Origin of the sequence: Streptomyces pyxinicus (assembly GCF_024753135.1) — a bacterium.
Lineage (GTDB): Bacteria > Actinomycetota > Actinomycetes > Streptomycetales > Streptomycetaceae > Streptomyces > Streptomyces pyxinicus.
Map to the genome: position 1 here is coordinate 190,538 of NZ_JANUGP010000012.1, position 20,744 is coordinate 211,281.

General features: G+C 75.1%; 19 protein-coding genes. 3 read left to right on the forward strand and 16 right to left on the reverse strand.

Going from position 1 to position 20,744, the window contains the following annotated elements; genetic code table 11:
- Positions 1-903, reverse strand: coding sequence for a GNAT family N-acetyltransferase (locus NX794_RS18215; protein WP_258779611.1), 903 nt, complete (start codon positions 901-903; stop codon positions 1-3).
- Positions 904-973: 70 nt separating this feature from the next.
- Positions 974-1,540: a TetR/AcrR family transcriptional regulator gene (locus tag NX794_RS18220; protein ID WP_258779612.1), complete on the reverse strand. Its 567-nt coding sequence runs from the start codon at positions 1,538-1,540 to the stop codon at positions 974-976.
- 86 nt (positions 1,541-1,626) lie between these two features.
- On the opposite strand from NX794_RS18220, the gene NX794_RS18225 reads away from it, so the two are divergent.
- The 3 genes from NX794_RS18225 (at position 1,627) to NX794_RS18235 (ending at position 5,701) form a co-directional block, all read left to right on the forward strand.
- The gene (locus tag NX794_RS18225) at positions 1,627-2,547 is read left to right on the forward strand and encodes an SDR family oxidoreductase (protein WP_258779613.1); all 921 of its coding nucleotides are present in this window, start codon (positions 1,627-1,629) and stop codon (positions 2,545-2,547) included.
- A gap of 157 nt (positions 2,548-2,704) precedes the next feature.
- Positions 2,705-3,529, forward strand: a complete 825-nt coding sequence (locus NX794_RS18230) for a DUF1684 domain-containing protein (RefSeq protein ID WP_258779614.1) — start codon at positions 2,705-2,707, stop codon at positions 3,527-3,529.
- Between the two features lie 147 nt (positions 3,530-3,676).
- Entirely contained in the window at positions 3,677-5,701 is a 2,025-nt protein-coding gene (locus NX794_RS18235) for a phosphocholine-specific phospholipase C (RefSeq protein ID WP_258779615.1), read from the forward strand.
- Here NX794_RS18235 and NX794_RS18240 read toward each other — a convergent pair.
- The 14 genes from NX794_RS18240 to NX794_RS18305 form a co-directional block, all read right to left on the reverse strand.
- Positions 5,691-6,257 (reverse strand): GNAT family N-acetyltransferase, encoded by a 567-nt coding sequence (locus NX794_RS18240; protein WP_258779616.1) that lies wholly within the window; start codon positions 6,255-6,257, stop codon positions 5,691-5,693. The two genes, NX794_RS18235 and NX794_RS18240, sit on opposite strands and share 11 nt — an antisense overlap.
- 105 nt (positions 6,258-6,362) lie before the next feature.
- Positions 6,363-6,815, reverse strand: a complete 453-nt coding sequence (locus NX794_RS18245) for a DUF7144 family membrane protein (protein WP_258779617.1) — start codon at positions 6,813-6,815, stop codon at positions 6,363-6,365.
- Between the two features lie 130 nt (positions 6,816-6,945).
- Positions 6,946-7,878, reverse strand: a complete 933-nt coding sequence (locus NX794_RS18250) for an L-tyrosine/L-tryptophan isonitrile synthase family protein (RefSeq protein ID WP_258779618.1) — start codon at positions 7,876-7,878, stop codon at positions 6,946-6,948.
- 66 nt (positions 7,879-7,944) lie between these two features.
- Entirely contained in the window at positions 7,945-9,198 is a 1,254-nt protein-coding gene (locus NX794_RS18255) for a cytochrome P450 family protein (RefSeq protein ID WP_258779619.1), read from the reverse strand.
- Positions 9,199-9,207: 9 nt separating this feature from the next.
- The gene (gene asnB / locus NX794_RS18260) at positions 9,208-11,034 is read right to left on the reverse strand and encodes an asparagine synthase (glutamine-hydrolyzing) (RefSeq protein ID WP_258779620.1); all 1,827 of its coding nucleotides are present in this window, start codon (positions 11,032-11,034) and stop codon (positions 9,208-9,210) included.
- Between the two features lie 13 nt (positions 11,035-11,047).
- Positions 11,048-12,571 carry an MFS transporter gene (locus tag NX794_RS18265; protein ID WP_258779621.1) on the reverse strand — a complete coding sequence of 508 codons (1,524 nt, stop codon included), beginning with the start codon at positions 12,569-12,571 and terminating at the stop codon, positions 11,048-11,050.
- Positions 12,568-13,371 (reverse strand): ABC transporter ATP-binding protein, encoded by an 804-nt coding sequence (locus NX794_RS18270; RefSeq protein WP_258779622.1) that lies wholly within the window; start codon positions 13,369-13,371, stop codon positions 12,568-12,570. Before NX794_RS18270 ends, NX794_RS18265 begins: the two co-directional genes overlap by 4 nt.
- Entirely contained in the window at positions 13,368-14,429 is a 1,062-nt protein-coding gene (locus NX794_RS18275; RefSeq protein WP_258779623.1) for a FecCD family ABC transporter permease, read from the reverse strand. Before NX794_RS18275 ends, NX794_RS18270 begins: the two co-directional genes overlap by 4 nt.
- A gap of 2 nt (positions 14,430-14,431) precedes the next feature.
- Positions 14,432-15,505 carry an ABC transporter substrate-binding protein gene (locus NX794_RS18280; RefSeq protein WP_258779624.1) on the reverse strand — a complete coding sequence of 358 codons (1,074 nt, stop codon included), beginning with the start codon at positions 15,503-15,505 and terminating at the stop codon, positions 14,432-14,434.
- Between the two features lie 224 nt (positions 15,506-15,729).
- The gene (locus NX794_RS18285) at positions 15,730-16,371 is read right to left on the reverse strand and encodes a sigma-70 family RNA polymerase sigma factor (protein WP_428985923.1); all 642 of its coding nucleotides are present in this window, start codon (positions 16,369-16,371) and stop codon (positions 15,730-15,732) included.
- Positions 16,372-16,614: 243 nt separating this feature from the next.
- A complete protein-coding gene (locus NX794_RS18290; protein ID WP_258779625.1) occupies positions 16,615-17,373 on the reverse strand; it encodes a hypothetical protein in 759 nt (252 codons plus the stop codon).
- A gap of 114 nt (positions 17,374-17,487) precedes the next feature.
- Positions 17,488-18,009 carry a copper chaperone PCu(A)C gene (locus NX794_RS18295; protein ID WP_258779626.1) on the reverse strand — a complete coding sequence of 174 codons (522 nt, stop codon included), beginning with the start codon at positions 18,007-18,009 and terminating at the stop codon, positions 17,488-17,490.
- Positions 18,006-20,279, reverse strand: coding sequence for a heavy metal translocating P-type ATPase (locus NX794_RS18300; protein WP_258779627.1), 2,274 nt, complete (start codon positions 20,277-20,279; stop codon positions 18,006-18,008). Before NX794_RS18300 ends, NX794_RS18295 begins: the two co-directional genes overlap by 4 nt.
- On the reverse strand, positions 20,276-20,503 hold the full coding sequence (locus tag NX794_RS18305; RefSeq protein WP_258779634.1) for a hypothetical protein: 228 nt from the start codon (positions 20,501-20,503) through the stop codon (positions 20,276-20,278). Before NX794_RS18305 ends, NX794_RS18300 begins: the two co-directional genes overlap by 4 nt.
- Between the last annotated feature and the right edge of the window lie 241 nt (positions 20,504-20,744).

Consider the following 20,744-nt stretch of genomic DNA (forward strand, 5'->3'; position numbering starts at 1 on the left):
TCACCGGGCCGGGGCGAGGGCCTTGCCGTGGACGGTGGAGCTGTGCCGTACCGTCATGCCGACCCGCTCGTACAGGGCCAGCGCCCCGGTGTCCGTGTGGGTCCACAGGGCACAGGCGCTCCGGCCCTGCCGGTGGAAGGTGCGGAAGGCGTGCCGGAGCAGGACCCGGGCGATGCCCCGGCCGCGGTGGTCGTGGCGTACGGCGACCCGCTCGACGTAGCCCTCGGCGCCACCGGGCGGGTCCGAGGACAGCACCACGCCGACCATCTCGTCACCGGCGAGGGCGACGGGTGAGGCGGCCGGGGCGAAGGCGGCGGATTCGACCGTGCGGCGGGCCCATTCCGGGTAGGCGGTGCGGTGCCGCTGCCAGTCGTCGAAGGCGTCCTCGGCGAGCCGGTAGGCCGCCTGCTCGTCGCCGGGCCGGAAGGGGCGGACGGTGATGCCGGCGGGGGCCTGGGGCACCTCCGGTCCGGCGGGCAGGCCGATCTCCAGCAGCCACTCGGTGACGAAGGGGACGTAGCCGCGGGAGCGCAGCAGTACGGCCGCCGCGGTGTCGCCGTCGGGGACGGACTGGGAGAGCCGGTCGGCGCCGTACCGGCGGGCGCACAGCTCGGACCAGTCCAGCAGGGCCCGGCCGAGGCCCCGGCCGCGGTGGCCGGGGTGCACGTGGACGGTGGCCCGGCGGGCGTCCAGGCGCCCCCAGCCGGCCGGGCTGCCGTCGGGGGCGCACACGAGCACGGTGCCGGACCGCGGCTCGGGGCCCGGGAAGCCGGGGGCGGTCACCGCCCGGCCGAGCAGGTCCTGTTCGCACGCGGCGACCAGGCGGTGCAGCGCGGGCAGGTCGGCGGGGGTCGCCGGCCGGCTTTGGTACCCGGCCGGCAGCGGCACGCACGGATCACGCATGCCTGAACCCTCCGCCATGACGGCCGCCTTGTCGAGACGGACGCCCTCCGGGAGGACGCCCGGCCTACGGCTACCCGGATGCCGCGACGGACCGCAGCTCGGCCAGCGACTCCCGCAGGATCTCCGCCATGCCGCGCCGCTCGGACTCCGCGATCCAGCGTTCGAAGCCGACCTTGAAGACGGCCACCCCGGCCTCCGCGGCCAGGCTCGCCGCAGGCTCCCCAACCCTGCGGATGCGCAGGGCCTCCGCGATGGCCCCGGACAGCGCGGCGAGCTTGATCAGTTCGCGTTCCCGGAGATTGTCGTGGGCCATGATCACGGCCTGCCGTCTGCGGGCGAAGTCCCGGCGGTCGGCGAACATCTCGGACACCGGGCCGAAGCCGCACGCCACCGCGTCCAGGGGCGCGGCGGACTCGGGGGCCTCCGCGACGGCGCGGGCGAACAGGCCCTCCAGGTCGACGGCGCCGGAGAAGAGCACCTCGCGCTTGTCGGCGTAGTGCCGGAAGAAGGTGCGCTCGGTGAGGCCGGCCCGCTTGGCGATCTCCGCCACGGTGGTCTGCTCGTACCCGCGCTCGCCATACAGCTCCAACGCGGCCTCCGCGAGGCGCCCGCGCGCGTTCGGCTGCCATCTACCCATGCGCAGATGTTACGTGATGACAGTTGCTGACATGAGGAGTAGGGTCGATGACAGTAACTGACATCGATGTGTCTGAGGACTTTCCCATGCGTATCTTCGTGACCGGCGCCTCCGGCTGGATCGGTTCCGCCGTCGTTCCCGGACTCCTCGCGGCCGGACACCGGGTCGTCGGGCTCGCCCGCTCCGACGCCGCCGCGGACACCCTGACCACGGCCGGGGCGGAGGTCGTCCGCGGCACCCTGGACGACCTCGGCCTGCTGCGGGACACCGCCGCCGGGTCGGACGGCGTGATCCACCTCGCGTTCAAGCACGACATCGCCTTCACCGGCGACTTCCAGGGCGCCGTCGAGGCCGACCGCCGTGCCGTCGACACCTTCGGCGACGCGCTCGCGGGCAGCGACCGCCCGTTCGTGATCGCCTCCGGCTTCGCCGGCTTCCCGGCCGGCCGGACGGTGACCGAGCGGGACCGGCCGGCCGCCGACGGCTCCCCGGTCTCCGTCCGGGCGACCACCGCCGAGGCGGTGCTCGCACTGGCCGCGCGCGGGGTGCGCTCCAGCGTGGTGCGGCTGTCCCCCACCTGCCACGGCGAGGGGGACAACGGCTTCATGGCGAGCCTCGTCGCCATCGCCCGCGACAAGGGCGTCTCCGGCTACCTGGGGGACGGCGCCAACCGCTGGCCGGCCGTGCACCGCCTGGACGCAGCGCGGCTGTTCCAGCTCGCGGTCGAGCAGGCACCGGCCGGCTCCGTGCTGCACGGCGTCGCGGAGGAGGGCGTCCCGATGCGGGAGGTCGCCGAGGTGATCGGCCGCCACCTGGACGTGCCGGTCGCCGCGATCGCCCCGGAGGCGGCAGCCGGGCACTTCACCTGGCTCAGCGGTTTCGTCGGCATGGACGTCCCGGCGTCCGACGCCCTCACCCGCGAACTGCTCGACTGGAAGCCGACCGGCCCCGGCCTGCTCGCCGACCTGGACGAGGGCCACTACTTCCGGGCACCGGCCACCGCCTGACCACGACGGCCACGACGGCCACGACGGCCCGGCACGGACGCGCGCACCCGGTCGCGCGCGTTCGTGTCGGCCGTGTGAACTCCCGGGCCCGCCGGAATGGCGGACGCCGCACCGCTGGTTGACAGGAGGGCCAGAGCGTCACATCAGGGAGCGGACCATGACTGTGCCGGACGTCGACCGGGTGAGCTTCGTCAAGGAGTGGGAGGACTGGCACCGCGCCAAGGAGGAGGTGCTGGCCGGACCGCACGGATTCCTCGCGATCACGAGCCTGCACTGGCTGACCCCCGAACCGTCCGTCTTCGAGGACGCTCCCGGCGCGTGGTCGGCCGGCCCCGCCGGCGTGCTGGTGGAGCTGCCCGAGGGCGAGGAGCTGACGCTCGACGGGCAAGTGATCCGCGGCCGCCGGCACGACTTCGGGGTCATCGCCGAGCGGGACAGCCTGTACGTCGGCTGGGGCGACGCCGTGCTGGAGGTCGCGAAGCGCGGCGGCAACGACATCCTGCGCCCCCGCCACCCCGGCAGCCGGCTGCGCACCGAGTTCACGTACACGCCCGCCTACGAGCCCGACCCGCGCTGGGTCGTCGCCGGCCGCTTCCTGCCCTTCGCCGAGTCGCGTCCGGTCACCGTCGGCGCGGCCGTGGAGGGCCTGGAGCACGTCTACGACTCCCCCGGCGAGGTCGAGTTCGAACTGGCCGGGGCCCGGCACCGCCTCACCGCGTTCAACGGCAGGGCCCCCGGCGGTCTGATGGTGCTGTTCACCGACCGGACCTCGGGCGTGACGACGTACGCGGCGAACCGCTCCCTCCAGATCGGCGCACCCGGTCCCGACGGCCGGGTCACCATCGACTTCAACCGGGCCGGCAACCTGCCCTGTGCCTACACCGATCTGGCCACCTGCCCGCTGCCGCCCGCCGGGAACCGGCTGCCGGTGGCGATCGAGGCGGGCGAGCGCATCCCGCTGGAGCGGGGCGGACGCCCCTGACCCGGCCGGCACCCCGCCTTCGTCGTCCGGGGCGCCCTCGGTCCTTCCTTCACCTCGGTGTCACCGCGCGTTGTGGACACCGCCCCTCGTCCCGTGCACCGTGTCGCTGGGTGCCGCACGGGCATCCAGGGGACGAGGGCGGGGCGAATGACACCGATCAGCCGCAGAGGCTTCGTGGGGCTCGGCGCGTCCGTGGCGGCGGGGGTGGCGCTCGGCGCCGGCACCCGGACGACGGCCGCGGCGGCCACCACCGCGACCGGCACCGTCAAGGACGTGCGCCACGTGGTGATCCTCATGCAGGAGAACCGCAGCTTCGACCACTACTTCGGCCGGCTCAAGGGCGTGCGCGGCTTCGACGACCGCAGCGGCATCACCCTGAGCGGCGGCCATCCGGTCTTCGAGCAGCCGAACGGCGCGGGCCGGCAGTACCCGTGGAAGCTCAGCGCCACCCCGGCCTCGGGCGGCCACGACGGGGAGACCCTCGCCCAGTGCAGCGGCGACCTGCCGCACTCCTGGACCTCGCAGCACTCCGCCTGGAACAAGGGCCGGCTGGACAACTGGGTGGCGGGCGTCGGCAACGTCCGCTCCCTCGGCTACCTGGACCGCTCGGACATCCCCTTCCACTACGCGCTCGCGGACAACTACACCATCTGCGACGCCTACTTCTGCTCCACCCTGAGCGCCACCGGCCCCAACCGCACCTACCTGTGGTCAGGCAAGGTGGACTCCGCCAGCTACGACGGCGGCGACGAGTCCGGGCTGACCTGGCAGAACTACGCCGAGGCGCTGCAGGCGGCCGGGGTGAGCTGGAAGGTCTACCAGAACGCGGCGGACAACTACGGCGACAACGGCTGCGCCTACTTCAGCAGGTTCGCGGGCGCCAAGGCGGGCGACCCGCTGTACGACCGGGGCATGGCGTCCGTGCCGAGGGCGACCGGCTCGACGCCGGACGACATCGCCGCCGCGATCAAGGCCGACGTCGTCGCGGGCACCCTGCCGGGGGTCTCCTGGGTCGTGCCCAACCAGGCCTTCTCCGAGCACCCGTACGCCCCGCCCGGCGACGGCGCGCACTTCGTCAACCTGGTCTACCAGGCGCTCGCGGCCGACCGGGACGTCTTCGACTCGACGGTGCTGTTCCTCAACTACGACGAGAACGACGGGTACTTCGACCACGTACCGCCGCCTGCCCCGCCCGCCGGCACCGCCGGGGAGTTCCTGAACGGGGTGCCGTACGGCTTCGGGTTCCGCGTGCCCATGATCGTCATCTCGCCCTGGACACGCGGCGGCTGGGTGTCCTCGGAGGTCTTCGAGCACACCTCGGTGCTGCGCTTCCTGGAGACCTGGACGGCCGCCCTGGGCAAGCCCGCGAAGTGCCCCAACATCAGCGACTGGCGGCGCAAGGTCAGCGGCGACCTCACCGGCGTCTTCGACTTCGCCAACCCGGTCTACGGCCCCGTCTCCCTGCCCGCGACCAGCGTCATCGGCCTCGGCACCTGCGCTCCGCTGCCCAACCCGGTGCCGACGGACAACGCGCTGCCCGCACAGGAGGCCGGAACCCGTCCGGCACGGGCGCTGCCGTACCAGCCGAACGGCTACCTGGACCACCTGGAGTTCGGCGCGGCCGGGAAGATCCTCGCCTGGTTCGCCCTGGCCAACCAGGGCGGCCCGGCGACCCGCGCCGCGCACTTCTCCCTGCACCCCAACGCCTACCGGGACACCACCCCCTGGCAGTACACGGTCGACGCGGGCGGCACCGCCTCCGACTCCTTCAACATCGGCACCGGCTACGGCGACGGCCGGTACGACTTCACCATGACCGGCCCCAACCGCTTCCTGCGCCGCTTCCAGGGCGACGCGACCAAGCCGGGCAAGTCGGCCGAGACCAGCAGCCGTTACGCCGTCGAACCGGGCACCGGCAAGCTCGCCCTCTACCTGAAGATGACCAACTCCGGTTCCGCACCCGTGAAGTTCACCGTCACGTCCCAGCACTACCGCGGCGACGGCCCCTGGACCTACACGGTCGCCGCGGGATCGGCCGCGGAGGACTTCTTCAACGCCGTCGCCTACCAGAAGGGCTGGTACGACTTCACGGTGACCGTCGACTCCGACACCACCTGGTCACGCCGGTTCACCGGGCACCTGGAGACGGGCTCGGCGAGCGTCAGCGGCTGACGCCGGGCGCCACCGTGCGCACGTGCAGATGGCCGTCGAGCGGGTAGGCCGGCGGCGCGGCGCGCAGGGTGGCGCTCAGCTCGTACCCGCACTTGCGCGCGACCCGGCAGGACGCCTCGTTGTCTACCCGGTGCAGGAGTTCCAGCCGGGTCAGCCCGTCCGGGGCGAAGGCGGCGAACGCCCAGTCGGTCAGCGTCCGCAGCGCCCGGGGCGCCACTCCCCGGCCGCGCGCCGGTGCCGCGGTCCAGTAGCCGACCTCGGCGGTCGAGGGATCCGCGGGGGTGCGTCTGAGCACCACGTGCCCGAGCAGCCGTGCCCCCGTGTCCGTGACCGCGAAGGCGAACCGCTCGGCCGTCTCCCGGCCGCGCCGCTGCTCGCCGATCCACCGCGCGGCACCCGCCTCGTCGTCCACGGCCAAGCTCGTCCAGCGGCGCAGGCCGTCGTCCCGGCACACTTCGACCAGTTCGGCGGCGTCGGCCGGCCGCCACGGTCGCAGCACGAGCGCGGGGTCCGGCGGTTCGGCGGCTGCTTCCAGCCGGGTGGGGTCGTCCGTCATGGTCGGCATGCTGCCATGCCTCAGCGGCGCCGGACGAACACCTCGGTGGCGGAGAAGGGGAGGGCCGGGGAGGCCCGACGGGCGGCTCGCCCTGCCCCGGGGCGGTCAGCTCGCCGCCTCCTGGCGGGAGGCCAGGGCCCAGATCACGAACACGTCAATCGCCATCATGATGACCGACCAGACCGGAGCGTAGGGCAGGAACAGGAACTGGGCGATGAGGCTCAGGGCGGCGAGGAAGAGGCCGGCGAAGCGGGCCCAGGCCATGTCCTTGAGCAGGCCGATGCCGGTGACGAGGACCAGGGCGCCGATGATGATGTGGACCGTGCCCCAGCCGGTGAGGTTGAGCTTGTAGACGTAGGCGCCGATCCGGGTGTAGACGTCGTCCTTGGCGATCGCGGCGATGCCCTGCAGGACGGCGAGGATGCCGCTGCACAGCATCAGGACGCCGGCGAAGACGACTCCGCCGGTCACCCAGCCGCCGCCGCGTGCGGTGGGCTGGTGTGGACGGGGGCCGCCCGAGGGGGTGGGCCCTGCGGCGTTCGCTGCGTGCTGGCTCATGCTGGTCGTCCTTTCCGTGCCCCCATGCTCCGCCGGACGTGCGCGGCCCTTCCGAGGCTCGGCGCGCCCGGGCACTCCCGCCATACGGCGTACTCCATCCGGGTGAACGGCCGCCGGGCGCCGGCTCCGGTCAGCGCTGCCGGAAGTGGCTCGGTCTGCCCCCGGCCGTCACCAGGTCGCCGAGCTGGGCCGCCCGGACCCGGGGCAGCAGCGTCCAGGTGCCGTCGGCCCGGTGCAGGGCGGACGTGTGCCAGGGGGTGGCCCACACGTCGGGGGCGTCCAGGAGCCGGATGCCGAACTTCGGTGCGCCGGCCGGCTGGGGGTGGATGGACAGGCGGACGGCGGCCGGGTGGTGCTCGGCGATCAGGTCGCCCCAGGCGCGGCTGCGCCGCATGACGCCGTACGCCCGCTGCCGGCAGGCGCGTTGGAGCGCGGAGCGGCTTCCGGGGAAGTCCGCGGTGTCCTCGACCAGGAACCGCGTGATGCCCCGGTACAGGGCGCGGGTGGGCTCGTCGTCGTGTACTCGCGCCCGCAGGTCCGCGACCGTGGGGGCGTATCGCTGCTGCACGTGGGCGCGTTTCGTGTCGTGCGCCAGGTCTCCGAGGACGTCACGCAGGTCGAAGACCGACAGCCGGTCGAGGCCCGAGCGGCGGATGATCGTGCGGAGTTCGTCGCCGTAGGCGTCGATGTGCGCGTCGGGGACCTGGATCAGGTCGCCGAAGACATGGCCGTCGGAGCAGATGACGAGGCGGGCGCCGGGCGGGTGGAGGCGCCCGATGTCGGCGCAGAGGGTGTCCAGGAAGCGCAGGGAGAGGCGTTCACCCTGGTCGGGGAGGTGACCGAGCACTTTGGCCGGGTTGGGGGACTTGCAGGGGAAGCCGGGGAGGGTGAACACGATGGGGGCGTCGTCGCGGACGAAACCGGCGATACGGCGCAGTTGGTCGGGGAACTCCTCCGGGCGGGCGCCGGTGCGGCCGGAGGTGCGGTGGTGGGGCAGCAGGAGGTTGAGGACGGCGGCGCCGACGCGGGTGGCGCGGCTGTCCTGCACGGTCGTCGGCGGCATGGCGGATCTCCGGTGGGCACGGGGGTGGGGCGGCGGGGCGGCCGGGGGCAGGGCCGGCCCGGTGGGTCAGAGGCGTCGGTCGTAGCCGACGGGCAGCCGGTTCGTGCCGCGGCCCAGGACGGCCGGGATCCACTCGATGTCCTCGTCCGGGACGGCCGGGCGCAGGCCGGGCAGCCGGGCGAGCAGGGTGCCGAGCGCGATCCGGAGTTCGGCGCGGGCGAGGGCGGCGCCGGGGCAGAAGTGGATGCCGTGTCCGAAGGCGAGGTGCGGGTTGGGGTCCCGGTCGAGGTCGAGGGTGTCGGGGTCGGGGAACCGGCGCGGGTCGCGGTTGGCGGCGCACAGCGACACGATCACGGAGTCACCGGCCGGGATCCCGGTGCCGTGCAGGTCGCTGTCGCGGTCGAAGAAGCGCCAGGTGGTGAGTTCGAAGGCGCTGTCGTGGCGCAGGAGTTCCTCCACGGCGCCAGGCAGCAGGCCGGGGTCCGCGCGCAGCCGGGCAAGCTGGTCGGGGTGGCGGAACAGGGCGATCAGGGCGGTGGTGAGCTGGTTGGTGACCGGCTCCTGGCCGGCCACGAGCAGCTGGAAGACCATCGAGTCCAGTTCCTCCCGCGAGAGTTCGCCCCGGTCGCGGGCGGCGACGAGCCGGCTGAGCAGATCGTCACCGGCACGGGCGCGTCCGTCGGCGACGACCTCGGCGATGTAGCTCTGCAAGCCGTGCAGGCGCGCCTCGTACAGAGGCCGCCCGGGGTCGGTGGGGCCGACCGGCTGGACGACCTTGCCCCAGTCGCGGTCGAAGAGGTCGGCCAACTCCTCGCGCAGCCCGATCACTTCGGCCAGCACCCGGAAGGGGAAGTGCGCGGCGAAGCCGGCGACCAGGTCGGCGGGGCCGGTCTCGGGGAGCGCGTCCACGAGCCGGTCGGCCAGTTCCTGGAAGCGGGGCAGCAGCCCGTCGATCCGGCGCGGAGCGAAAGCGTCGGTGAGATGGCGCCGCATGCGGGTGTGCTTCGGCGGGTCCTGGTGCAGCAGATGGACCTGGAGTCGCGAGTGCTGGGGCTCGGGCATGATCGAGGCGCGGGCCCGCCAGCGGTCGTTGCCCCGGTCGTGGTTCTTGCCGAGCCGGTCGTCGGTGAGCGCGGCCCGCGCGGCGTCGTACCCGGTGACGAGCCAGGCGCGGACGCCGCTCGGGAACAGGACGCGGTGCACGGGGCCGGCCTCGCGCATCCGCTCGTACAGGGGGTAGGGGTCGCGCTTGTAGGGGCAGCCGATCAGCGGGACGGGGTCGGGGAGTTCGGCGTCCGGCTGGGGTTCCAGGGGGTTCAAGGGTGCCTCTCAGAGGGCGAGTTCGGGCTGGTGGTGGTCCAGCCACAGGGCGAGGTCGACGACGCGTTCCAGGCGGAGGCGGTGACCCCAGGGCAGTTGCCCGGGCGGGGCGTCGAGACAGGGCCCGAGGCGGGTCTCGTCGGCCAGCGTGCGGACCCGTTCGTCGGCGAGGGCGTCCCGGGCCAGGTCCTGGAGGCCGCGGGTGTAGTCGGGGTGGTGGGTGGCGGGGTAGTGGTTCTTCGGGCGGTGCAGCACGGAGTGCGGGGCGAGCGTGCCGCCCATGGCCCGCAGCAGGCTCTTCTCGCGGCCGTCGAAGCTCTTCAGCGACCAGGGCACGTTGAAGAGGTACTCGACCAGCCGGTGGTCGCAGTACGGCACCCGCACCTCCAGGCCCTGTGCCATGCTCAACCGGTCCTTGCGGTGCAGGAGTTGGCGCAGCCAGCGGGTCAGCGAGAAGTGCTGCACCTCGCGCAGGCGGTGTTCGGCGGGGCTCTCGCCGTCGAGGCGGGGTACGGCGGCCAGAGCGTCGCGGTAGGTGTCGGCGCGGAACTCGGCCATGCGCAGGCCGAGTTCGGGGTTGAGCGGCATGGCGGCCTCGTCGCCGGTCACCAGGAGCCAGGGAAAGGTGGGGGCGGCGAGCGCCTCGGGGCTGTGGAACCAGGGGTAGCCCCCGAACACCTCGTCGGCGGCCTCCCCTGAGAGGGCGACCGTGGAGTGCCGGCGGATCTCGCCGAACAGCAGGTAGAGCGAGGTGTCCATGTCGCCGACGCCGATCGGCGAGTCCCGGGCGGCGACCACGGCCGCGCGGTGCCCGGGGTCGAGCAGGGCACCCGGGTCGAGGACGACCGTGCTGTGCTCGGTGCCGATGAACGCGCCGGCCTCGGTCGCGAACGGGGTGTCGTGACCGGTGCGCAGCACGTCCCCCTGGAACCGGGCGGCCTGGTCGCTGTAGTCGACGGCGTAGGAGCGCAGCCGCGCCTCCGGGCCCTCGCGCAGCCGGAGTTCGTCGGCCAGCAGCGCGGTCAGCACGGTGGAGTCGATGCCGCCGGACAGCAGGCTGCACACCGGTACGTCCGCCTCCAGCTGCCGGCGGGCGGCCGTACCGACCAGGTCACCGACCCGCTCGACGGTGGTGTCCCGGTCGTCGGTGTGGGGCGCGGCCTCCAACTGCCAGTACCGGCGCTCACGTACCCCCTCCCGGTCCAGGACGAGCACACCGCCGGGCTCGACCTCCCGCACGCCCGTCCACACCGTCGGCCCGGTGTCGAACAGCAGGCCGTACGCGTGCCGCAGCCCGTCGGCGTCCACGCGCGGCCGGATCTCCGGGTGGGCGAACAGCGCCTTCGGCTCGGAGGCGAAGGCCAGCCCGCCCGCCACCCGCGCCGAGAACAGCGGTTTGACGCCGAGCCGGTCGCGCACCAGCACCAGCCGTCCGGCCCGCTCGTCCCACACCGCGAACGCGAACATGCCGTCCAGCCGCTCGGCGGCGCCCTCGCCCCATTCGGCGTAGGCGCGCAGCACCACCTCGGTGTCGCCGCGGGTACGGAAGTGGTGTCCCCGGGACTGGAGTTGGGCCCGCAGCTCGTGGTGGTTGTAGATCTCGCCGCTGTAGGTGAGGACGAGCGCCGGTTCGTCGGGGTGGTCCGTCATGGGCTGGACGCCGCCGACGGGGTCGATGACGGCCAGCCTGCGGTGGCCGAGCGCGGCCCGCTCGCCGAGCCAGACGCCGCCGGCGTCCGGACCGCGTGCCGTGAGCGTGGCGGTCATGGCCTCGGCAACCGGGGCCTGGGTGCGGGCGTCGCCGTGGAAGGACGCCCAGCCGGTGATTCCGCACATGGGAACTCCTGTATCAGTGGCAGTCGTTGGGCTTGGCGGCCGGACCCGCCAGCAGGGGTACGGCGAGACAGGCGGCCCCGGCGGCCAGGGCGAGCCCCGCGAAGGTGCCGTCGGCGGGTCCGGCGAGGCCCCGGGCGGTGGTGGCGAGGGCGGGGCCGAGCGCGAAGCCGAGTCCACGGGCGAGCTGTACGGTGGCGCCGGCGGTGGCGGCCCGGTCGGGCGGGGCCGTGGCCATGACCAGCGCCTGGGTGGGTCCGCCGTTGAGCCCCATGCCGACACCGGCCAGCGCGAGCCGCCACGCCACGTCCGCCGGGGACCAGTCGCCGCCGAGCGGGAGCAGCAGCAGGAGTCCGGCCGCGGTGAGGGCGGCCCCAGCGACGGCCACGGGGCGGGCGCCGGGCGGCGCCGCGTCGGCCGCTCGGAGCCGGGGCGGGGCACCGGCCGCCCGGAGCCGGGTGGCGGCACGGGCCACTCGCAGCCGGGCCGGGACACCGGCCGCCCGAAGCCAGGCCGGGACACCGGCCACTCGGAGCCGAGGCGGGGCGAGGTCGGCGAGGCGTCCGCCGAGGGGGCCGGCCAGGCCCATGCCGAGCGGGAAAGCCAGCAGGGTCAGGCCGGTCGTGGTGGCGCTGACGCCGTCGTCGCGCTGGAGGTGCAGGGCGACGACGTAGTGCATGGCGGCGAAGCCGGTCGCCAGCGCCAGCACCGCGCCGTGCGCCCGCGCGAGCCCGGGTTCCCGCAGCACCCCGACGAGGGGCCGGGCGCCCGGCCCCCGTGACCACCGTCCCAGCGGCAGGAACGCGGCGGCGCCGAGCGCGAGCCAGGCGGGGTCGCGCGCCGCCAGCGTGAGCGCCAGCAGCAGCGTCGCCACGCCGGCCGCGAGGAGCGCGGCGTCCACGAGCGTCCGTCCGGCGGCCCGCTCCCGTCTCACCGGTGTGTCCCGGGCACCCCGGCGCGGCATCAGGAGGAAGGCGAGCGCGCAGAACGGGAGTTTGACCAGGAAGACCGCGCGCCAGCCCAGGTGGTCGAGCAGCAGCCCGCCCGCGGCGGGGCCGAGCACCGCGCCCAGCGGTCCCAGGGTCGCCGGGACGCTCATCGCCCGCCCACGCAGCTCCGGCCGTACCGAGCGGATCGCCAGCACCGGCATCAGCACGAACAGGACCGTCGCGAAGACGCCCTGGGCGAGTCGGGCGGTGATGAGCCAGCCGGCCCAGGGAGCGGCGGCGGCCAGGGCACCGCACACCGCGAAGCCGGCGGTGGCGGTCAGTACGGCGGACCGCGTGCCGATCCCGTCCAGCAGGCGGGCGGCGGGCAACAGCAGCGCGATGACCGGCAGTTGATAGGCCAGTACCGTCCACTGGGCGGTGGCGGCGGACACCCGCAGGCCGTCGGCGATGTCGGCGAGGGCCACGTTCACGATGTTCATGTCGAGCATCGCCAGGAACGACAGCACGCCCGCCACGGCCACCGGCGCCCAGTTGTTCCCGCCGCCGGGTATGTCACCGGGCTGCCCGGGCTCGCGGGTGCGCGCTCTCACGCCCGCACCTCCGCCCCGGGTTCGGCGCCGGCCGGTGTGCGGTGGTCGAAGGCGATCAGCGGGTCACCGGTGAGCGGGTGGTCGACCACGGCCGCCCGCACCCCGAAGACCTCGGCCAGCAGGGCCGGGGTGAGGACCTCCCGCGGTGTCCCGGAGGCGACCACCGTGCCCGCGCACAGCACGTGCAGCCGGTCGCACACGGACGCGGCGGCGTTGAGGTCGTGCAGCGCCACCAGGGCCGTACGGCGCGCGGCGCGCAGCAGGGCGAGCAGTTCCACCTGGTGGCGTACGTCGAGGTGGTTGGTCGGTTCGTCCAGCACCAGGACGTCGGGCTGCTGGGCGAACGCGCGGGCGAGCAGCACCCGTTGGCGCTCGCCGCCGGACAGGGCCGTGAACCTGCGACCCGCCTGGTCCGCCATGCCGGCGTCGGCGAGGGCGCGGGCCACGGTCTCCCGGTCGCCGGCGTCCTCGCCCGCGAACGCCCGTTTGTACGGCGTCCGGCCCATGGCGACGACCTCGCGCACCGTCAGCTCGAAGTCGCTCCCGCGTTCCTGCGGCAGCGCGGCGATGTGCCGGGCCGCGCGGGCCGGAGCCAGTTCGCGCAGGTCGGTGCCGGCCAGCAGGACCCGCCCGGCGGTGGGCCGCAGGTGCCGGTACACCGTGCGCAGCAGGGTGGACTTGCCGCTGCCGTTGGGGCCGACCAGGCCCGTGATCTCGCCCTCGGCGGCGACCAGCTGGGCGCCGGCCACGACCGTGCGGCCCGCGTAGGCGACGTGCAGGTCCTCGACGTGGATCCTCACCTCCCGCTCCCCAGCCGCCGGTCCAGCAGATACAGCAGGGCCGGGGCGCCCAGCAGGCTCGTCACCACGCCCACCGGCAGCTCATGGGTGTCCATGGCCGTCCGGCACACGGTGTCGACCACGACCAGCAGCAGCGCCCCGCACAGCGCGGAGAGGGGCAGCAGCCGGCGGTGGTCGCCGCCGACGAGCAGCCGGCACACGTGCGGCACCATCAGCCCGACGAACGCGATCGCGCCGGACACGGCCACCAGGACGCCGGTGAGCACGCTGGTCACCGTGAACAGTTCGCGGCGCAGCCGGGTGACGTCGACGCCGAGCCCGGCCGCCGTCTCGTCGCCCATCAGCAGGGCGTTCAGGCCGCGGGCGCGGGCCTGGAGCCACAGCCAGGCGCCGGGGACGGCGAGCGCGGGCAGCGCCAGCAGTTCCCAGTCCGCTCCGCCGAGGCTGCCCATCAGCCAGAACAGCACGCTGTGCGTCTGCTGTTCGTCACCCGCCCGCAGCACCAGATAGCTGGTGAAGCCGGAGAGGAACTGGCCGATGGCGACCCCGGCGAGCACCAGGCGCAGCGGTGCGAAGCCGCCGCCGCGCCGGGCCACCGCCCACACCAGCGCGAAGGTGCCGAGCGCGCCCGCGAACGCGGCCCCGGACAGGCCGAGCCCCAGGACCCCGCCCGTGCCCGCGCCGAGCACGAGGGCGGCGACGGCGCCGAGGGAGGCGCCGTTGGAGATGCCGAGGAGGTAGGGGTCGGCGAGCGGGTTGCGCACCAGTGCCTGCACGGCCGTGCCCACCAGTCCGAGGCCGGCGCCGACGAGCGCGGCGAGCAGGGCCCGGGGCACCCGGAGCTGCCAAACGATCAGGTCATCGGTGCCGGGGCGCGGCGCCGTGCCGGAGAGCCGGCGCCAGACCACGCCCCACACCTCGGCGGGCGCGATGGCCGTCGAGCCCCAGGCCACGGCGGCGGTCAGCGCCGCAAGGAGCGCCAGGGCGAGGACGAGCGCCAGCGGCCCGGCGCGCAGGCCGTCCACCGTGCGCGTGCGGGAGAACAGGGCCGTGGCCACGACTACTCGACCTTGCCCGGGTAGAGGGCCGCGGCGATCTCCCGGACCGTGTCGGCGTTCCGGACGCCGGCGATGGTGGTCCGTTCGGAGCCGATGCGCAGGAGGTGGCCGTCCCGGACCGCTTTCAGGCCCTTGGTCGCGGAGTTGCCGCGCAGCCACTGCTCGGCCTGGTCGAAGGCCTTGTCGTTGGCCGCCGCGCTCCCCCGGTCGCGGACCGCGAGCTGGATCCAGTCGGGGTCGCGGGCGATGACGTCCTCCCAGCCGACCTGCTTGCGGTCGCCCGCGCAGTCGGCGAAGACGTTGCGGGCGCCGGCCAGGGTGATCACCGCGTTGGCGAGCTGGCGGTCGCAGACGACGGTGGGCTGCTTGGTGCCGGCGTCGTAGTCGAAGAGGAAGTACGTCGGCCGGGAGCCGGCCGGGGTCCCGGCGACCGCCTCGCGCACCGCGTCGGTCTTCTGCCGCATGCCGGCGACAAGGCGCTCGGCCCGCGCGCGGCGGCCGGTGACGGCGCCGAGGGTGGTGATGTCCGCCTCGACCGCCGACAGATCGGTGACCGGCTCCCGGGCCTGTGCGGCGCACGCGGTGGACTTGAGGTAGACGTGCTTGATCCCGGCCGCCTCGAACTCCTTCCCGGTGGGGGTGTCGCCCATCCCGCCGCCCATGCCGCCCATGGAGGCGAAGGTGTCGATGTAGAGGTCGGCGCCGGAACCGAGCAGGGTCTCCTTCGGGATGACACCTCGGCCGAGCACCTTCACCTGCCGGGCCCGCGCGTCCAGCGCACCGGGCAGGGTGCCCTTGCCGGGCGGGAACCCGGTGCCGATCACCCGGTCACCGGCGCCGAGGCGCAGCAGCAGCTCCAGGCCGGATGCGTTGCTGGTGACGATCCGGCGGGGTGCCTGGGAGAAGGTGGTCCGGGCGCCGGCGCAGTCGGTGACGGTCACCGGGTAGCCGCCGGAAGCGGTGGCGGCGTCCGGCCCCCGGCCGGCCGTGTCCTCCTTCGTACCGCCGCCGCAGCCCGCCGCCAGCAGGCCGCCCAGTACGACGGCCGCCGTACCGCTCCACACACGAGAACGCATCGAACAACTCCCGGATCCTTCGGTGCCGCGGGCGAACTTCCGTCGCCCGGAGCAGTAGTCGGAGCGGATACGCCGGAAGTTCCCGGCGGCCGGGGAGCCGGTCCGGGGAGCCGGTCCGGGGAGCCGGTCCGGGGAGCCGGTCCGGGGAGCCGGTCCGGGGAGCCGCGATCGCCCACCCGGGTGGGCGATCGCGGCTCCTTTCCCGATCCGTTCGTGCCCGCGGGTCAGGCGGTCACGAACTCCGCCGGACGCTCGGCCGCGTCCAGCAGGTCCGCGAGCGTGGCCCGGGCCCGGGCCACGCGGGAGCGGACCGTGCCCACGGGGCAGCCGGCGAGCCGGGCCGCCTCCGCGTAGGGCAGGCCGAGCAACTGGGTCAGCACGAACGCCTCCCGGCGCTCGTCCGGCAGACAGGCCAGCAGATCGAGCAGGGCCACACCGTCGTCGAAGCCGGGCAGGCCGCGCGGCTGCGCCGACTCCACCGCCAGCTGCCAGTCGGGCAGGTCGGACAGCCGGGGCCGGGCGGCGGCGTGCCGGTAGCTGTCGATCACCGCGCGCCGGGCGATGGCCAGCAGCCAGGCACGCGCCGAGGAGCGGCCCTCGAAGCGGTGCAGGCTGCCGAGGGCGCGCAGGAAGGTGTCCTGCGCGAGGTCGTCGACGGCCTGCGGATCACCGCACAGGTGGGCGACGTAGCGCTGGACGTCGCGGTGCAGGGCACGGACGAACCGCTCGACGGCGGCGGCGTCACCGGTACGGGCGGCCAGCGCCCACTGGGTTATCGACGCGTCGGCGGACGCCGACCGGTCGGGAGCGGCGCGGCGGGATGCCGGTGGCGCGGCTGGCGGTGCGGGCAGGACAGGAGTGATCACCTGGGTGTCCTTCTCGGGTCGACCGGGTCCGGACCGGGGCGCGCGAGGGCGCGGGCGGTCCGGTGTGTGGGGAGGACGGCCCTACGGCACGCGGTGCGACGACGCGGCACGCGGGCACCACGGCGGCCCCGCAATCCGAATCGGACGTGCGGGTGCCGGGGGACGCGGGCGCTACGACGCGGACGCGGGCGTACGGCCGTGGCCCGGGGCACGCGGAAACGGGCCCCGGGATGCCGGCTGTCGTCAGGCGACAGCGGTCCCCACGGGCGGGCCGCGCGAGGTGATCGCGTGGGTGAGCAGGCCGAGGCTCGGCGCCCGCTCCGAGCGGGGCCGGCGGGGCGCCGGGTCCGGCCGGTGGCCAACGGCGGGCAGGGCGAGCAGCAGCCGCAGCGGCGCGGCCAGCCGTCCGGCGACGGCCCGCAGGATGCGGAAGGCGGCCCGCTCGCCGTGCGCCAGCCAGACGCCGGTGACGAGCGCGGCCAGGAGGTGCGCGGCGACCATCCCGTAGGCGGCCCAGCCACCGTCCATGGAGTGCCCCAGGTGAGTCATGGAGTCCATCCCCATGTCACCCATCACCCGGTGGGCCATCTCCACGTCGCCCGTGCCCATGTGGGCCATGGCCGTGTGCCCGGCATCCATGGTGCCGGCGCCCATGTGCCCGGCACCCATATGCGCCATGCCCGCCATGTCGGTCCCGCTCATGCCCGGGGCGGTGGACCCGGCCGGCGCCCCCGTGGCACCTCCGGTCACGGACTGCGCGAAGGAGAACGCCGAGTGCAGTGCCGTCTGGGCGGCGACCACGAGCGGGACGATCAGCCCGGGCCCGCGCTCACGGCCCGTCAGGCACCAGCCGACACCCCCGGTCGCGGCGAGTCCGGCGGCCAGGGCCCATACGGGCACGTCGCGGCCGGACATCAGTACGTGGCCCAGGGCGGCGAGCACGACGCAGACGGCCGCGAACACCGCGGCCCGTACTGCGCGCGAACACCACCCTGCTGTCATGGCGCCCCATCCTCCCACCCCGGTCCCCGCCGCCACGCACAGGTGCGGATAAATTCCGACTTCCACCACATCTGCTGTCGGACCGGCGGGTGGGGCGCGGGGACCGGCGTCCCGTCAGAAGGCGTGCTCACCCGGGCGGACGACCACCGCCGACACCCTCACCGGCCCGCTGTGCGCGAAACGCAGCGTGAACGGCACGCGGTCGCCCGCCCGCCATCCGGGCCGCGCCCGGAGCGTCACGGCCGTACCGCCCGGTGACATGGCGACAGCCCCGCCCGCCGGCACGGTGACCGAAGCGACCTCTTCCCGGAAGGCGGCCGTGGGTCCGCTCATCCGGTGCCGGCTGAGGGCGAGGCCGCCGCCCGTGCCGGGGGACGTCACCCCGAGCAGCCGGTCGTCCGCGCCGCCGGTGTTGGTGACGCGGAAGAAGGCGGCCGTCTCGGTGGTGTCGCCGTAGGGCAGCAGCACCCGGCCGGAGGCGACGGCGATCCGGGCCGGGCGGCCGGCGTTCCCCGCGGCCACCCAGGCGGTCAGGCCGGCCAGGGCGACGGCGCAGGCGGTGGCCGGGGCGAGCGCGGCCAGCAGGGCGCCGGTCAGCCGGCGGCGCGTCGGGCGCCAGGAGGACTCGGTGCTCACAGGGCGGCCCTCCCGGTGCCGTGGGCGGCGCGGGGCGACGGCTGCCAGGTGCGCAGGCGCAGGCTGTTGCCGACGACGAGCAGGGAGCTGGCGGACATGGCGGCCGCCGCGAGCATCGGGGTGAGCAGCCCGGTCATGGCGAGCGGCACGGTGACGGCGTTGTAGCCGAAGGCCCACACCAGGTTGGCGCGAATGGTGGCGAGGGTGTGCCGGGCCAGCCGTACCGCGTCCGGGAGGGTGTCGATGTCCCCGCGTACGAGCGTGACGTCGGCGGCGCCGATGGCCGCGTCCGTGCCGCCGCCCAGGGCGATTCCCAGGTCGGCCCCGGCCAGGGCGGCGGCGTCGTTCACCCCGTCCCCGACCACGGCCACCCGGCGGCCCCGGCGCTGGAGGGAACGGACGAGTTCCACCTTCTCCTCGGGGGTGCGGCGGGCGTGCACCTCCTCGATCCCGAGGGCGGAGGCGACGGCGTGCGCCGGGCCCTCGCGGTCGCCGGTGGCGAGCACCGGCCGGACGCCGAGCCGTCGTAGCCGGTGCACGGCGCGGTAGCTGCCGGGACGCACGACGTCCCCGACCGCGAGGAGGGCTTCGGGCACGCCGTCCACGCGGACGAGGACGGGGGTGTGCCCAGCCGCCTCCGCGGCCCGCGACGCCTCGGCGAGGGCGCCCGGCAACTCCCCGTCGGGCGCGCCGACTTCGACCAGCAGGTCGTCCACCCGGCCGCGCACACCATGCCCCACGACGGCGTGGAAATCGGCGAGCGCCGCCTCGGTGCCGACGGCCCGGGTGTGCGCGTACGCCACGACGGCCCGCCCCAGGGGATGTTCCGAGCCCCGCTCCACGGCCGTCGCGAGCCGCAGCACGGTCTCCTCCCCGAGTCCGCCCGGTACGGTGGTCATCCGGCTCACGGTCATGCGGCCCTCGGTGAGGGTGCCGGTCTTGTCGAGGACGACCGCGTCGAGGTGGCGCAGCCCCTCCAGGGCCCGGGGGCCGGTGACGAGGACGCCGAGCCGGGCGCCCCGGCCGGTCGCGGCGAGCAGGGCGGTCGGGGTCGCGAGGCCCAGCGCGCAGGGGCAGGCCACGACAAGGACGGCCACGCACGCGGTGACGGCCGCCTGCGGGTCGGCTCCGGCGCCCAGCCAGAAACCGAGGGTGGTGACGGCCAGGGCCAGGATCACGGGGACGAACACGCCGGCCACCGCGTCGGCGAGCCGCTGGGCCCGCGCCTTGCCGGCCTGGGCCTCGGTGACCAGCCGGGTGATGCGCGCGAGCCGGGTGTCGGCGCCGACCGCGGTGGCGCGGACCAGCAGCATTCCGCCGTGGTTGAGGGCGCCGCCGGTCACGGACGCGCCGGGCCCGGCCTCGACGGGTCCGCTCTCCCCGGTCACGAGGGAGAGGTCGACGGCCGAAGCGCCCTCGGTCACCTGCCCGTCGGTGGCGACGCGCTCGCCGGGGCGTACGACGAAGAGCTGTCCGACGGTCAACTCCTCCACCGGCAGCCGCCGTTCGACGCCGTCCTGGCGCACCGTGACGTCCTTGGCGGCCAGTTGGACGAGGGAGCGCAGGGCGGCGCCGGTGCCCTGGCGGGCGCGCGCCTCCAGGAAGCGGCCGGCCAGCACGAACAGCGGGACGGCCACGGCCGCTTCGAGGTAGAGGTGGGCGGCGCCCTCGGTCGCGGCCGGCAGCAGGCTGAACGGCATGCGCGTCCCGGGGGTGCCGGCGCCGCCGAGGAAGAGCGCGTAGGCCGACCAGGAGAAGGAGGCGGCCACCCCGAGGGAGACGAGGGTGTCCATGGTGGCGGACGCGTGCCGCAGGCCTCGTACCGCCCGGGTGTGGAAGGGCAGGGCGCCCCAGACGGCGACGGGCGCGGCGAGGACGAAGCACAGCCACTGCCAGTTCCGGAACTGCCAGGCCGGCGCCATGGAGAGCGCCAGCACGGGGAGGGCGAGGAGGGCGGTGACCAGCAGCCGGTGCCGTTCGCGCCGGGCGTCCGCGCTCTCCTCGCCGGCGGGCTCGCGGTCCTGTCGGCTCCGCGGTGCGGGCAGGGCGGCCGGATAGCCGGCCCGGGTGACGGTCTCGGCGAGTTCGGCGGGCGTGATGTGGGCGGGGTGGTGCACGCGGGCGCGGCCGGTGGCGAGGTTGACGGTGGCGGTGACGCCGTCGAGGCGGGCGAGTCGGCGTTCGACCCGTCGTACGCAGGCGGCACAGGTCATGCCGTCGACGGTCAGGTCGGTGGTGACGAGGCGGGGCGCGGCCTCGGTGCCGGTCATCGCATGCCCCCGTGCGGCCCGTGGGTGCCGTGCGTGTCCGTGGAGCCGGAGCCGCCCGCGCCGCGGCCGTGCATGCCGGGCGCGACCGGTCCCGCGGCGGCCCCGGCGGCGTACGCGGCGGTGAAGACCAGCGCCAGCAGGAGGAGGAAGCCGCACAGCGCGGGCGGCGGCAGCGGTCCGCGTGCTCTGCCGGGCGGGTGCGAGGGTCGCCGGGACTCGTCCATCAACCGCAGCTCCAGGTCGGGTCGCACGGCGTCGGCCTGATCGCGCCGCGACGTTCCAGGAGTCGGAGGGGGCGGGGTTCGGGTTCCGGGTGGCCGGTGTGGCGCTGGTCACCCCGGGAGCGGAACGCGGAGAGCCCGCCGCTGGTGCGGCGGGCTCCCTATGACGTGGTGGTGGGTTCAGCGGGTGGTGAGCAGGCCTTCCCGCAGCCGCTTCAGCGTCCGCGACAGCAGCCGGGACACG